Source organism: Pseudalkalibacillus sp. A8 (assembly GCF_045920555.1).
In the GTDB taxonomy this organism is placed as follows: Bacteria; Bacillota; Bacilli; order Bacillales; family Fictibacillaceae; genus Pseudalkalibacillus.
The window spans coordinates 4012790-4026329 of record NZ_CP174509.1 but is presented as its reverse complement, the minus strand read 5'-3'; the positions used below and the strand labels follow the sequence as shown (position 1 = coordinate 4026329).

Genomic DNA, 13540 nt, shown 5'->3' with positions numbered 1-13540 from the left:
CGGAGCAATGTATAAAACGTTTTAAGGAGGAGTAAGAAATGGCTAAGCAAGAACAAGAAATATCGATGCCGACCAAATATGATCCACAAAGGACTGAAGAAAAATGGTATCAGTATTGGTTGGATGGAAAGTTTTTCGAAGCTAAGGGCGGTGAGGACAAGAAGCCGTACACCATTGTAATTCCACCCCCGAACGTAACAGGTAAACTACACCTAGGGCATGCCTGGGATACGACACTACAAGATATCATGATCCGTACCAAGCGTATGCAGGGCTACGATGCATTATGGTTGCCTGGGATGGATCATGCCGGGATCGCAACGCAGGCGAAGGTAGAAGGAAAACTGAAGGAAGAAGGCACTTCCAGATACGAACTCGGGCGTGAAAAATTCATGGAAGTATCTTGGGAATGGAAGCATGAATATGCTGATTTCATCCGTATGCAATGGTCGAAATTAGGGCTGTCCCTCGATTATTCCCGCGAACGTTTCACGCTTGATGAAGGATTATCGGACGCGGTTAAAGAGGTTTTCGTTTCTCTGTACGAAAAGGATCTTATTTACCGTGGCGAGTACATCATCAACTGGGATCCTAAAACAAAGACAGCTTTATCAGACATCGAGGTTATTTACAAGGACGTACAAGGCGCTCTTTACCACATGAAATACCCACTAGCGGATGGGAGCGGGCATATTGAGGTAGCGACTACCCGTCCAGAAACGATGCTTGGAGATACCGCTGTAGCTGTCCATCCTAATGATGGACGATACAAGGACTTGATCGGTAAAAAGGTCAAACTTCCGATTACGAACCGTGAAATCGAGATTGTAGCGGATGATTATGTTGATATGGAATTCGGTTCTGGGGCTGTCAAAATTACGCCAGCCCATGACCCGAACGACTTCGAAATCGGAAACCGACATAACCTTCAAAGAATCCTTGTCATGGATGAAGGGGGCACGATGAATGAAGAAGCAGGACCTTATCAAGGGTTGGATCGCTTTGAATGTCGAAAGCAGATCGTCAAGGACCTTCAAGATCAAGGAGTCCTGTTCAAAATTGAAGAGCACATGCATTCCGTAGGACATTCGGAGAGAAGTGGAGCTGTTGTAGAACCTTATCTATCAACACAATGGTTTGTAAAAATGCAACCATTAGCTGATCAAGCAATCCAGCTTCAGAAGGAAGAAAACAAGGTTCATTTCGTTCCGAATCGCTTTGAAAAGACCTATATGCATTGGATTGAAAATATCCGTGATTGGTGTATCAGTCGTCAATTATGGTGGGGACATCGAATTCCAGCCTGGTACCATAAGGAAACTGGTGAAATTTACGTTGGTTGTACAGCACCTGATGATCTGGAAAACTGGGATCAAGATGAAGATGTACTTGATACATGGTTCAGTTCAGCCCTTTGGCCATTTTCGACGATGGGTTGGCCGGATGAAAACGCTGCTGATTTCAAACGTTATTATTCAACAGATGTATTAGTGACAGGTTACGATATCATCTTCTTCTGGGTTGCGCGCATGATTTTCCAAGGTCTTGAATTCACTGGAGAGCGTCCATTTAAAGATGTTTTGATCCACGGATTGGTCCGGGATTCTGAAGGACGCAAGATGAGTAAATCACTCGGTAACGGTGTTGATCCGATGGATGTCATTGATAAATATGGTGCTGACTCATTACGTTTCTTCCTTTCTACAGGAAGTTCACCAGGAAATGATCTTCGATTTTACTGGGAGAAGGTTGAGTCGACTTGGAATTTCGGGAACAAGATTTGGAACGCCTCCCGATTTGCATTGATGAACATGGACGGGATGACAGCGGATGAAATTGATTTGAGTGGCGAAAAATCACTTGCTGATGAATGGATCCTGACCCGTCTGAATGAAACCATCGACTCCGTTACGCAATTGATTGATGCGTACGAGTTCGGAGAAGTTGGCAGAGTACTGTACAACTTCATCTGGGATGATTTCTGTGATTGGTATATCGAAATGGCAAAGCTTCCGCTGTATGGTGAAGATGAAGGAAGAAAGAAAACGACCAGATCTGTTCTTGCTTATGTCCTCGATCAGACTTTGCGTTTGCTTCACCCATTCATGCCATTCATCACAGAAGAAATATGGCAGCATATTCCGCATAAGGGCGATTCAATTACAGTCGCATCTTGGCCGGAAATACGTGAAGATCTTCACTTTGAAGAATCAGCGAAAGAAATGAAGATTCTTACTGAAATCATCCGTTCGGTTCGTAATACGCGTTCAGAAATGAACGTACCACCAAGCAAACCGATCGAAATCCAGCTGAAGCCCCATAACGAGGAAGTTCTCAATCAGCTTGAGAAAAATCGTTTATATCTGGATCGTTTCTGTAACCCAGAGCCATTGACTATGGGACTTGGACTTGAGGCTCCAGAAAAGGCTATGACCTCTATCGTAAGTGGCGTAGAAATCTTCTTGCCGCTAGAAGGATTGATCGATATTGAAGAAGAAATCAAGCGGTTGGAAAATGAATATAAGAAATGGGATTCAGAAGTTCAGCGTGTACAGAAAAAATTGAGTAATGAAGGATTCATCAAAAAAGCACCTGAAAAAGTCGTTGAAGAAGAACGGCAAAAAGAAAAAACGTATCTCGATAATCGACAAAAGGTTGAAGAACGGATCAAAGAATTGAAGAACTAATCGAGTGAGGGAGGCGGATCATATTGATTCGTCTTCTTCATAGTTACAAGGAGAAACGGAAATGAAAACATATGAAGAGACATTGCATTGGATTCATGAACTCCTGGCATTCGGTATGAAACCGGGGCTGTTGAGAATGGAATGGATGCTGAAAGAACTTGGCCATCCGGAAAAAGAACTGACGTCCATCCATCTTGCAGGGACCAATGGAAAAGGATCTACCCTTACCTACCTGAGATGTATATTACAAGAGTCTGGATATATAGTGGGCACGTTCACCTCCCCTTATATCGAGCGATTCAATGAACGGATTTCTTATAACGGTGAACCGATGACAGATGAAGAACTTGTTATGGTTTCCAATGAAGTCAGGCCGGTAGCGGAAAAGCTAGCTGCTACTGATTTAGGGACACCAACGGAATTCGAAGTAGTCACCATCCTCTCGATCGTTTATTTCGCTAGGTATCGGAAAGCGGATATCATCCTATTCGAAACAGGACTTGGAGGCAGGTTAGACTCGACAAATGTGATCCAACCGATTCTAACAGGAATCACAAATGTAGGGTATGACCACACAGCGATTTTAGGAAATACATTAACAGAAATCGCGTACGAGAAAAGCGGCATCATCAAAAAGGGCGCCCCTTTAGTGACAGGTGTCGATCAAACGGAAGTAATTCAAGTCGTTGAAGAAAAGGCGAAGGAGAAAGATATCCCTGTCACCATGCTAAATAAGGATTATTTCATAAAAGGACATGAGGTGTTGGAAGAGGGGGAATCGTTTACGCTTTTGACCCAAAATCGGACCTATGAAGATCTCCACATCAAAATGAACGGCTTCCATCAAGTTAAAAATGCAGCAATGGCGATCGCCATGATCGAGGTACTGAAAGAACAGTCAAACTTTGAAATCCACCACAAACATATTTATGAGGGTTTGCTTCAAGCCGAATGGCCAGGTCGATTCGAAAAGGTGTATGATTGTCCATTGATCATATTGGATGGCGCTCACAATAAAGAAGGGATTGCAAGTTTGAGGCAAACCTTGATCAGCCATTACCCTGAACGTAGAAAAAGAATCATCTTCAGTGCATTATCAGACAAACCGGTCAATGAGATGCTCTCAGAACTTTACGATTGTATCGATCACATCATGTTTACCTCGTTCGACTTTCCGCGCGCAAGTTCTGCATCAACTTTATATGATAAATGCCTTTATGATTCGAAAGACCTAGAGGAAGATTTTGAAACCGCATTGTGGAAAGAAATGGACCGAATGGAAAGGAAGGACGTCCTGATCATAACCGGTTCCTTGTATTTCATATCAATGGCAAGGGAAATTTTGAAAAATATGAAATAAATAGAATATTTTAATTACATTTCCAGAGAACTTTTGATAAAATATGATTAAGGTTAAATAGTACGTTAGACTCAAGTGGGATGTATGGGATTAAGGCGAAGGGGGGATAAGCATGGCGAAAGGTGCAAAACAAGTTCTCATTATAGTCTGTACGTTAGCGTGGGTCATTGTACTTTGGTCATTCTTTTCCTTCTCGGTACCTTCGTTGGAAGGTTATTGGTTAGATATCATCGGCATGTTGATCATGATGGTCGTCGTCGCTTTGTTCCAGATCCATGTGAAGGGGACAAACATATCCTTGATACAAGGAATTTCCCTCGCCGTATTCCTGCATTTCGGATTATTAGTTGAATTAGTCCTCGTACAGGTTACGATTGTTGCTTCGATGATCCGACTTAAATATCCTCTTTATCGGATTGGAACAAGTTCCATCATGTTCATGATGGTCTCTGCGTCTGCTGCATTGGTTTATTACTTGCTTGGTGGAGAGGTCGGCGGACTGGGTATGAACGAGTATCCCAAAATTTTGCCGGTTATCGGTTACTCACTTACTGCCATCCTTACTAATCATATCATTCTTTATTTATTACGAAGATACATATACAAAGAATCGAGTTCATTGTTTGATAAAGATTTCCTCTGGGAAATGTTCATGGAATCTTTCATCCTTCCTGTAGGGATCACCTTCTATATTCTTTATTCACAGCTTGGTACAACTGCAATTCTATTCGTCGGTATCCCATTTGTCATTATATCACTATTCATGAATATGTATCATTCTAGCCAAAAAATCAATCATCTGTTGAAGTTTACAAGTAAAATCGGTCAAGAATTGACGGAAAGTTTACAAGTGGATGAAATACTGGATATCTATTTGAATCGGATTACAAGAATGTTGAAAGTGGATTATGCTTACATTTTGGGTATCAAGGATACTACACAGCTTAGGGTCATTCGTAAGTATGAGTCGAAGAAAGCACAAAATCTAAATCTTCCTTACTTGTTCAAAGGTGAGGGAATAAGCGGGAAGGTACGGGAGAGCGGTCACAGTCTACGGTTTACTGCGCGTCATCAATGGCGGAAATATTCAAAAGGGTTCCTTCCCATAACTTCTCAATCAGTGTTGTCCGTACCGATGATCCGTAATCATAAGGTCGTAGGTGTCATCACGTTTGCTTCGAATCAAAAGAAGGCTTATGACAAAGCTCATGCTATGATACTTGAAATATTATCAAACTATCTTGCAGTCGCGATCGACAAGGCAAAGAATTATGAAGCAACAAAAAATAAAAGTGAGCGGTGTCACCTGACAAATATATACAATTACCGATATTTTGAAGACATTCTATCTAAAATGTACTTGAATTATGAAAAGTCACATAAACCCTTTTCACTCATATTGCTGGATATCGATCATTTCAAACGTGTCAATGATACGTATGGCCACCAGTCAGGAAACATCGTGTTATGCAAGGTGGCGGACAGGCTTGTTGAAATCATAGGTAAACACGGTACTGTTGCCAGGTATGGAGGAGAGGAATTTGTCATCGTCCTGCCTAATATGGATCATGCAGAGAGCCTGGACTTGGCCGAGGCCATCAGGGAAGACATTTCAACAACACCTTTCACCATTAAAAATGACCTTGGAGACCTGCGTAATAAACGGATCCGTCTAACGGTCAGCATTGGTGTATCGACTGCTCCTTTACAAGGGGAAGATCCATTAACATTGATCAGAAATGCTGACAGAGCGATGTATACAGGGGCAAAGCAACAAGGAAGAAATAAAGTCGCAAGCTATATCGGATAGGAAAAAGCATTCGAACAAACGGATGCTTTTTTCATAGCTTTGGATGTTAAGGGTGGTCATATGTATCGGATTTTGAAATCTAATAATGGAAGTACGCTTGTAATTGTACTGATGGTGATCATGGTTCTAGGAATTCTAGTTCCTGCCGGTTATAGTTGGTACAACAAGTTATTTCTGAATGAGAACCGTATCCTCCATCAGAAGCAAGCAGTCAATTTATCAGTGAGTGCCATGGAAACTTTCAAGCGACAGGATAACTTATCAAAAGTGGAGTATCTCACTAAGAATCGATACACGCTTGATAACCCATTAACTATGGACGTTAGTGACAACAAGCTGGATCTGTATCAATACGTAGAAGATAGCGAAGGAAATCAATTGACTCGTGAACAATTGGAAAATCATACGGGGGGATATACGGTCGTCATTAAAGCGATTGCAGGCGATCTTAATCAAGACCAAAAGAAAAACTCCAATGAACCCTACTTTTATGAACATAAGATGACATCAGAAGAAACCGTCGCGAATGGCGAAGTACTGATTGAAAAAAGGGATGGAGAGACACTGTGGATGTTATTCCAAGATTTCTGACATACATATAATATGGCTGATGGTGATAACGGAAACAGCGGTGAGAACGGACATTGCACCAGCAACGGTATTGGACATGAAAGTACCAATAATAGGCTCGATTTAACAAAAAACGTTAATTATCGAGTACGCTAGAACACTCAGTTCCTTATTCACCAGTTCAGTCCCCATCCTGCAATCCATGTCCATCACCAAGAATGTCCTTAACAACACAGTCTATAAAAAATAGTGGATGCATCGGATCGATGCTGTAGAAGAAGGAAAGTCGATGACGGTTCTAATACAGAACAGCTGGGTATTCCCGCCTTTAGTCCTACATATGATTTCTATCGGAGAACAAACGGGTAACCTCGATGAAATGCTGCATAAGATTGCTAGTTTCTATGAAGCAGAGGTTGAACATATCACGGATCGTCTTCGAACGTTACTCGAGCCAATATTAATTTTGATCCTGTCCGTCGTTGTTGGTGTCATTGTGTTGTCAGTCGTGTTACCGATGTTTGATCTGTACGATAATATCAATTTTTAAGGGGAGAGACATGAAATGAAAGAAAGTATGGTAAAGTCAGAGAGAGGATTTACGCTAGTCGAATTACTAGCAACCATCGGCATCCTGGGGATCAATGCTGCGATCGCAGTACCATCGATCGGGAAGCTGATTGAAAATACAAAACAAGATGCTCACGTTGCAAAGCTCAGCAAATTATAGAATCAACTAGATTAATGGTGTTATCTGAAGGCGCTCCCAGCAATGGGGAGATAAAACTAAATCAGTTAGTATCAAATGGCTATTTAAAAGCAGTACCAAAAGAGCCAGGAAAAGATAAGAAGTATAAGGGTAATAGTTTTATGAAAGTAGAAAATAATGGAGGTAATTACATTTCTCTCATTACGCTATATGATTCTACTGGCACTCCATAATTTAATGAGACTGCAGAAGACAACTTAAGTACCGAATAAATTATAAGTGAAGAATTGTGAACATAACCCTCTCTGTCTGAGAGGGTTAATCCCATTAACGGAGTAGATTCAAATGTACATATGTTTTTTTATTTTAGGATTAGTTATGGGGTCATTCTTTAACGTTGTCGGCCTGAGGGTCCCGAAAAAGAAATCGATCGTCCAGCCTGGCTCGCATTGTGTCCATTGTCTTAAACCGTTGAAACCGATCGATCTAGTCCCTCTTTTATCTTATCTCTTCACACGAGGGAGATGCCGTTATTGCAAAAAACAGGTCTCTGTCATCTATCCAGTTATCGAATTGACTACTGGACTTCTGTTTATGTTCAGTTACCATCAATTCGGCTTGTCATCGATGCTGTTCGGAAGTCTCATTTTACTTTCACTTTTGTTGATCATTTTTGTCAGTGATCTCTTTTTTATGCTGATTCCGAATAAGATCCTGCTATTTTTTGCACCTTTCATTATTCTATATCGGGTATGGATTCCGACTGACCCGTGGTGGGATGCTTGGATAGGTAGTTTAATAGGATTCAGCCTGTTATTTTTGATTGCTGTCATCAGTAAGGGCGGTATGGGCGGCGGTGACATCAAACTATTTGCGCTATTGGGTTTGATGTTCGGTTGGAAAAGCATATTGCTCGTATTATTTCTGGCATCGCTTTTCGGTTCAATCGTTGGCATCAGCCTTTTCGCGACGAAGAAGGTCAAACGGAAACAGCATATCCCGTTCGGTCCGTTCATTGTAGCTGCAGCAATCGTGACGTTGTTTTGGGGAGAACCGATTTTACGTTGGTATTTAGGCTAAAGGAGTTTATTCATCATGACATGGTTACCTTTTAAAAAGAAATACCCGATCTTTCTTGTATTCCAGGATGATTGTATTCGATATGTAAAATTGAAAAGCCGCTCCATTGATCGTCCAGAAGGTTGGGGAGAAAATCATCCCATCCGGGGTCATACAAGAAGGGAAGATTGTGAATCCGGAGCTCCTTATCCAACTGCTTAACAAGTGTGTACAGGAATGGAAAATCAAAGGCAAGAAAGTCAGGATCGTGATACCTGATTCGATTTCCGTTATTCGTAAGGTACCTGTTCCTCTACAATCCCGGACGATGAATTGAAGGGATATATCCAGGTAGAGCTTGGAGCATCGATTCACATACCATTTGAAAAGCCGATATTCGATGTACATAAGCTTCAGAGAAAGGAAGAAAAGGTTGAGTATCTCCTTTTTGCAGCTCAAGAGGATGTAATGAAAGAGTATGTAACCGTGTTGGAAGAGGTGAAGTTGAAGCCTGTAGAAGTCGAACTAGCCTCACTCTCAAGTTACCGTCTTTTTTACGAGCTGGATTTGGTTGATGACCATCATCATTATCTATGCCTTCATCTGAACCGAATGGGGATCAACGCGACCGCTTTTCATCGACATGTGCCTCTTTTCACACGGTACATCCCGATGTTATCACCTGCAGCTGCTGATGAAGCTTCCATCGACCGTGTGATGACACCACCTTTCGATATTGAGGAGAGATGGAATGAACTTGTGACGGAGATCGACCGGGTCATGAGTTTTTATCAATTTTCATTATCTGAAGAGTCTAATACGTTCGATGCGTTCATCATAACGGGTGACCATCCTCAAGGGGAACAATTTTCAAAGCAATCGACTTCTTATTTTGGTAAGCTCTTATTGAAATTCCGGAGGAAAAAGTGGTTCTTGAGAGAGGCCTCCAGGTTCCAAGAATGTTTCATACAACCGTCGGACTCGGGTTGAAAGGGATATGATGGGCATGCAAGTTGATATCAATCTACTCCCGTAAAAAAAGACTTCCGATTCCATAGGTCGGAAAATGATGTATGCTACTCGCTATATTCCTTGCAGGAATTGTGGGTATTACGACTTCAAAAGTCCTGGCAATTTTGGAAATCTCTGAAGTGGAAAAACAAGTGGAGGCACTTCAAGACGACCGCAGCAAGATTGAAGCGTAACAAAACCCAAGTTCCGAAGATAACCGTGAGATGGCCAAGGAACTGAATCAGCTCATCTCGACTAGGGTTGCTACAACTGAAGTGATTGATGAAATGATAGGACCAATGAAAAATGGATCAGTTATGAGTATCAGCTATAACGAAAATGGTGTATTGACCATCGTGACAAAGTTTTCTCAATTAGATTAGATTGCAGCCTATCAACGTGATTTGCTAGAATCTGATGGAATTACAGAGGTGGCAATCGCTCGGGTTTCAAAAAATGAGCGAATCGCGGAGGTGATCGATCGCGACTCTGAGCAAAATCAAGAAACGCCTGAAGCTGGCAAAGAATTTTTTGCTGACCTCCAAGTTTCTTTCCAGCGAGAGATATTCACTGGAAAAGGAGGGGGAGAATGATGCAGAACGTTCCTTCACCAAAAAGGTTGACGACTCTTTTATCCATCATTGCTGTTCTGCTTCTGCTTGCAGGCTACCTATTCATCGTCTATCCTTCTCTCGACCCGATCAATACGTTGAAATCCGGATTGAGGATGAAAAAACCTTTATTGAAACCGCTGAAAAAAAGACAAACGAACAAAATGACGATCATGAAGAAGTAAGCCAACATACAGCTCCAGAGGGCAAAAAAACAGATCAGATTGTCCTTGATCTCAGGAAAGCGGAAGCTGAATCTAAAAGCGAAATCCAAGAAGTCCTCATGCAACAAGAAAACAATGAATCAAGTGATAATGTCAGTGGTGACGGACAAGAACTTTTATCGGTATTACAATCGTATACGTTTTCTGTCCTTGTAAAGTCCCCAAACGTAGATTCTATTAAAACGTTTATTGATACATTTGAACAATCGGAGCGGTTCTACAAAATTCTATCTATGGAGACTACGAGTGGGGAAGAGGATGCTAAACCGTTGACCTATCAAATGGAAATTAGAACTTACTATCAAAAATAATATTTGTCAAAATAACTCGAACGCTTTCAAGGACAAGACGACAGAGGTCTTGTTCTTTTTTAGTTCCGTTATGGTATATTCACCCTACTACTCTACCATTCGGGTTCTAACAGGGGACCTTTGTACATAGAATACATTGAGTATAGAAGGAGTTGATAGGGATGCAGAATGATCCGAACAAAATATCGATCAAAGTGAACGGGAAGGATAGGCCAGTGACCGAGATAAAGGACGAGCCGGAAGTAGCAGCAGCAATTGATCGAGAATCCATTGATACTCCATTTGAATGGGTTCTCCCAAAGGATAAACAATCCTCGAATGCTTATTTTTTTCATCAAAACCGTAGTGAAAAGCAATTGGAAGATTACGTGCCGATTTCCTATGACCGTAAACCAGGTCTGCCGATTCATAGAAAGAAACAGCGTATGTCTTTTAAAGGGCAGCTTCCGACTCCGAAAGTGCCTTTCCAATTTCCGAAGCGCATGCTGCTTCCGATTGGGGGGGCGGTTATCATCGGATGTATGATCGGATTGGTCGTTTTGATGATTTTCACTGGAGAAGGGTTCCAATCGCAATCAGAATCACAATCAGCAGGGATCGTTCAGGAAAGTCCTGCAGGACCAACGGCAGAATCGACTGGTACAGCTAGTGAAGCGGCTTCTATTGATGTTTCGATTGAAACGAATATCATCCAAGGTGGCGTCTTTACGTCCAGCGAAAGTGCTCAAGAAGTCGTCGACCAAGTGAAAGCTGGAGGATTTGCAGCTGTATTCGATCCGGGGGACAACCGTGTTCTCCTTGGGGTAGGTAATTCTGAAGATTTAAGTGCCCTCCTTCCTGATTATCAGACCATCATATCTGATGCGTATTCGAAAGGATGGACGGTTTCTGGAGAAGAGATAGTTGTGAATGACGAAAATCAGCTTCAATGGGTTGAGTCAGGAAAGGTATTATTTGAAAAAGTGTTGGCAGCCGATGCGGAAGAAATCAATGGCATGCAGTCTGAAATGCTAGGGTGGAAGAACGAATCTCTCGGTTCCGTTTCTGTCCTCTCAACGGAACAACAGGAAAAGTCCGTAGCATTCATCAACGCTCTTTCGACAATATCTGAAAATACGGATGACAAATGGGATTTACAGCAGGCGAAGCTGGATGCTGTGATCCATTACAAATCATTGATAAACAGCTTTTAATAGGTTTGTTTACCCTCAAAATTAGTATAACTACTTCCTGTATATAAGTGTAGAAGCTGGTGGCTTCGAAAGAAACACTCAACACCAAGGGGTGCATTTGTTTCTCGAGGACCTATGTTTCTGCCTTCGCCAAAGTATTGCTTTGCCAGGTTTTCTTTAGAGATTCTTTAAGCGATATTCACGCCACTCCTACGGGAAAAGCGAGCCAGGCGATACCCCGCAGCGATTTAAGGATCTTCGAGTATAATAATGCACTTCGACCATAATAATGAACTTCGACTAAATACCACCACGTCCTGTGGTGAACGTCGAAGCCAGTACATCCTGTGCAAGTGAGCGAGGAGGCTTGCGGATCGCCCGCGGAAAGGGAGTGAATTTCGCGAAAATCACCATAATAGAATCCTCAAAAAAGAACTTCAATGCACTGTGAAATATTACCTCCAAATTTTTTCTATAATTCGACAAAAATATAGTCATAAAGCGACCCTCCTTTACGAATCATACTAAAGGAGGGAAATGACTATTTTTGGTTGTCTTACTGGAAGGGATTTGATATTCTGTAAATAATCCCTTCAAAAGTAGTGGAATGACAATCATAACCTCTACTCTAGACGTAAAGGGTGATTGCATGAAAAGCCTCATCTTAGCCTCAGGCTCACCTCGACGTAAAGAATTACTCGAAATTGCCCACCTATCTTTTACTGTCCAAAAAAGTTCTGTATCCGAAAACATAAGCGGCGACTTCTCTCCGGCACAATTTGTCGAACAACTAGCTCTACATAAAGCTCAAGACATCTACAGGAAAAACTCGTCTCAGGTTGTATTAGGGGCGGATACTGTTGTCGTGTTCAATAATCAGATTTTAGGGAAACCTGAAAACGACAAAGAGGCTTTCGACATGCTGACAATGTTATCAGGCCAATTGCATTATGTATTCACTGGCACTGCGATTATTTGTGAAGAAAAAGAGGAAATTTTTCATGGAGTAACCGAAGTGAAGTTTTGGAATCTTACTTCTGAGGAAATAGAAGAATACGTAAGTACTGGAGAAAGCTCGGATAAGGCAGGAGCATATGGGATTCAAGGCTATGGTTCAACCTTGGTCAAAGAAATCAAGGGAGATTATTACAATGTAGTCGGTTTGCCATTAGCACGGACAGTGCGTGAATTGAAAAAATTCGGAATAACCAATGATCTTAGTCAGTCACGGAATAAATCCTAAGGAGGATGTATATTTGGGAATCAAACCCCTTACAATCCGTGATTTTCCATTGAATGAAAGGCCAAGAGAGCGTATGTTGAAAGAAGGGGCCAGCGTCCTCTCCAATCAAGAGCTGCTCGCTATCATATTACGTTCAGGAACAAAAGAAGTATCTGTTCTTCAACTCTCACATAGATTGATCCACCAGTTTGAAGGATTGAACCTTTTAAAGGATGCCACGATCGATGAACTTATTGCCGTCTAAGGCATAGGAAATGCGAAAGCGGTAGAAATTCTGGCGTCCCTTGAACTTGGAAAACGAGTGAACAGGCTTCAGATAGATGATCGATATATCATTCGTTCACCTGATGATGGAGCCAAGTATGTAATGGATGAAATGCGTTTCTTGTCACAAAAGCATTTTATATGTATTTATTTGAACACGAAGAATCAAGTGCTGCATAAACAAACAGTTTTTATCGGAAGTTTGAATGCATCGATTGTACACCCGAGAGAAGTATTTAAAGAAGCGATGCGCCGTTCAGCGGCTTCAATCATCTGCTTCCATAACCATCCGAGCGGTGATCCGAATCCAAGTCGTGAAGATATTGAAGTGACTCAGCGATTGTCAGAGTGCGGGAAAATCATCGGAATCGATTTATTGGACCATATCATCATCGGTGATCAAAAATTCGTAAGTCTTAAAGAAAAAGGCTACGTTTAGACTGTTCAAGCTTTACTGTTTGGAGTATAATCAAAGTTATGAGTTTTGCTTGTAATGAAGGGAGATTTAC

At 41.7% G+C, this 13540-nt stretch carries 17 protein-coding genes and 1 pseudogene; 17 read left to right on the top strand and 1 reads right to left on the bottom strand.

Features of this window, described 5'->3' with window-relative positions; genetic code table 11:
* Positions 1-38: 38 nt before the first annotated feature.
* From ACJROX_RS20715 to ACJROX_RS20645, 15 genes are all read left to right on the top strand, one after another.
* Positions 39-2687, top strand: coding sequence for a valine--tRNA ligase (locus tag ACJROX_RS20715; RefSeq protein WP_408007099.1), 2649 nt, complete (start codon positions 39-41; stop codon positions 2685-2687).
* A 61-nt stretch (positions 2688-2748) separates the two neighbouring features.
* Entirely contained in the window at positions 2749-4047 is a 1299-nt protein-coding gene (locus ACJROX_RS20710; protein ID WP_408007098.1) for a bifunctional folylpolyglutamate synthase/dihydrofolate synthase, read from the top strand.
* Between the two features lie 112 nt (positions 4048-4159).
* Complete coding sequence (locus tag ACJROX_RS20705) at positions 4160-5857, top strand: sensor domain-containing diguanylate cyclase (protein ID WP_408007097.1); 1698 nt, start codon at positions 4160-4162, stop codon at positions 5855-5857.
* Positions 5858-5917: 60 nt separating this feature from the next.
* The gene (locus tag ACJROX_RS20700) at positions 5918-6448 is read left to right on the top strand and encodes a hypothetical protein (RefSeq protein WP_408007096.1); all 531 of its coding nucleotides are present in this window, start codon (positions 5918-5920) and stop codon (positions 6446-6448) included.
* Positions 6449-6680: 232 nt separating this feature from the next.
* Complete coding sequence (locus ACJROX_RS20695) at positions 6681-6977, top strand: type II secretion system F family protein (protein ID WP_408007095.1); 297 nt, start codon at positions 6681-6683, stop codon at positions 6975-6977.
* 15 nt (positions 6978-6992) lie between these two features.
* On the top strand, positions 6993-7157 hold the full coding sequence (locus ACJROX_RS20690; RefSeq protein WP_408007094.1) for a type IV pilin protein: 165 nt from the start codon (positions 6993-6995) through the stop codon (positions 7155-7157).
* 324 nt (positions 7158-7481) lie between these two features.
* Positions 7482-8216, top strand: a complete 735-nt coding sequence (locus ACJROX_RS20685; protein WP_408007093.1) for a prepilin peptidase — start codon at positions 7482-7484, stop codon at positions 8214-8216.
* A 15-nt stretch (positions 8217-8231) separates the two neighbouring features.
* Positions 8232-8417: a hypothetical protein gene (locus ACJROX_RS20680; RefSeq protein ID WP_408007092.1), complete on the top strand. Its 186-nt coding sequence runs from the start codon at positions 8232-8234 to the stop codon at positions 8415-8417.
* Between the two features lie 111 nt (positions 8418-8528).
* Positions 8529-9185 (top strand): type IV pilus biogenesis protein PilM, encoded by a 657-nt coding sequence (gene pilM, locus ACJROX_RS20675; protein WP_408007091.1) that lies wholly within the window; start codon positions 8529-8531, stop codon positions 9183-9185.
* 83 nt (positions 9186-9268) lie between these two features.
* Positions 9269-9400: a hypothetical protein gene (locus ACJROX_RS20670; protein WP_408007090.1), complete on the top strand. Its 132-nt coding sequence runs from the start codon at positions 9269-9271 to the stop codon at positions 9398-9400.
* A 30-nt stretch (positions 9401-9430) separates the two neighbouring features.
* Entirely contained in the window at positions 9431-9589 is a 159-nt protein-coding gene (locus ACJROX_RS20665) for a hypothetical protein (protein ID WP_408007089.1), read from the top strand.
* A 48-nt stretch (positions 9590-9637) separates the two neighbouring features.
* A complete protein-coding gene (locus ACJROX_RS20660; protein WP_408007088.1) occupies positions 9638-9799 on the top strand; it encodes a hypothetical protein in 162 nt (53 codons plus the stop codon).
* Positions 9796-10002, top strand: a complete 207-nt coding sequence (locus ACJROX_RS20655) for a hypothetical protein (protein WP_408007087.1) — start codon at positions 9796-9798, stop codon at positions 10000-10002. The genes ACJROX_RS20660 and ACJROX_RS20655 overlap by 4 nt, the downstream gene beginning before the upstream one ends.
* 98 nt (positions 10003-10100) lie before the next feature.
* The gene (locus ACJROX_RS20650; RefSeq protein ID WP_408007086.1) at positions 10101-10352 is read left to right on the top strand and encodes a hypothetical protein; all 252 of its coding nucleotides are present in this window, start codon (positions 10101-10103) and stop codon (positions 10350-10352) included.
* Between the two features lie 161 nt (positions 10353-10513).
* Positions 10514-11545, top strand: coding sequence for a hypothetical protein (locus tag ACJROX_RS20645; protein WP_408007085.1), 1032 nt, complete (start codon positions 10514-10516; stop codon positions 11543-11545).
* 279 nt (positions 11546-11824) lie between these two features.
* On the opposite strand, the gene ACJROX_RS20640 is transcribed toward ACJROX_RS20645, so the two are convergent.
* Positions 11825-12022, bottom strand: a complete 198-nt coding sequence (locus ACJROX_RS20640) for a hypothetical protein (protein WP_408007084.1) — start codon at positions 12020-12022, stop codon at positions 11825-11827.
* Between the two features lie 151 nt (positions 12023-12173).
* Between ACJROX_RS20640 and ACJROX_RS20635 the strand changes: the two genes are divergently transcribed.
* Both ACJROX_RS20635 and radC read left to right on the top strand, forming a co-directional pair.
* Entirely contained in the window at positions 12174-12767 is a 594-nt protein-coding gene (locus ACJROX_RS20635; protein WP_408007083.1) for a Maf family protein, read from the top strand.
* A pseudogene (gene radC, locus ACJROX_RS20630) lies at positions 12736-13470 on the top strand (DNA repair protein RadC). Before ACJROX_RS20635 ends, radC begins: the two are co-directional and overlap by 32 nt.
* Positions 13471-13540: the final 70 nt, after the last annotated feature.

Excerpts from the sequence above, each read along its gene's own strand:
- ACJROX_RS20715 (WP_408007099.1), top strand. The coding sequence starts at position 39 with ATGGCTAAGCAAGAACAAGAAATATCGATGCCGACCAAATATGATCCA.
- ACJROX_RS20710 (WP_408007098.1), top strand. The coding sequence starts at position 2,749 with ATGAAAACATATGAAGAGACATTGCATTGGATTCATGAACTCCTGGCA.
- ACJROX_RS20705 (WP_408007097.1), top strand. The coding sequence starts at position 4,160 with ATGGCGAAAGGTGCAAAACAAGTTCTCATTATAGTCTGTACGTTAGCG.
- ACJROX_RS20700 (WP_408007096.1), top strand. The coding sequence starts at position 5,918 with ATGTATCGGATTTTGAAATCTAATAATGGAAGTACGCTTGTAATTGTA.
- ACJROX_RS20695 (WP_408007095.1), top strand. The coding sequence starts at position 6,681 with ATGCATCGGATCGATGCTGTAGAAGAAGGAAAGTCGATGACGGTTCTA.
- ACJROX_RS20690 (WP_408007094.1), top strand. The coding sequence starts at position 6,993 with ATGAAAGAAAGTATGGTAAAGTCAGAGAGAGGATTTACGCTAGTCGAA.
- ACJROX_RS20685 (WP_408007093.1), top strand. The coding sequence starts at position 7,482 with ATGTACATATGTTTTTTTATTTTAGGATTAGTTATGGGGTCATTCTTT.
- ACJROX_RS20680 (WP_408007092.1), top strand. The coding sequence starts at position 8,232 with ATGACATGGTTACCTTTTAAAAAGAAATACCCGATCTTTCTTGTATTC.
- ACJROX_RS20670 (WP_408007090.1), top strand. The coding sequence starts at position 9,269 with ATGCTACTCGCTATATTCCTTGCAGGAATTGTGGGTATTACGACTTCA.
- ACJROX_RS20665 (WP_408007089.1), top strand. The coding sequence starts at position 9,431 with ATGGCCAAGGAACTGAATCAGCTCATCTCGACTAGGGTTGCTACAACT.
- ACJROX_RS20655 (WP_408007087.1), top strand. The coding sequence starts at position 9,796 with ATGATGCAGAACGTTCCTTCACCAAAAAGGTTGACGACTCTTTTATCC.
- ACJROX_RS20650 (WP_408007086.1), top strand. The coding sequence starts at position 10,101 with ATGCAACAAGAAAACAATGAATCAAGTGATAATGTCAGTGGTGACGGA.
- ACJROX_RS20645 (WP_408007085.1), top strand. The coding sequence starts at position 10,514 with ATGCAGAATGATCCGAACAAAATATCGATCAAAGTGAACGGGAAGGAT.
- ACJROX_RS20640 (WP_408007084.1), bottom strand. The coding sequence starts at position 12,022 with ATGACTATATTTTTGTCGAATTATAGAAAAAATTTGGAGGTAATATTT.
- ACJROX_RS20635 (WP_408007083.1), top strand. The coding sequence starts at position 12,174 with ATGAAAAGCCTCATCTTAGCCTCAGGCTCACCTCGACGTAAAGAATTA.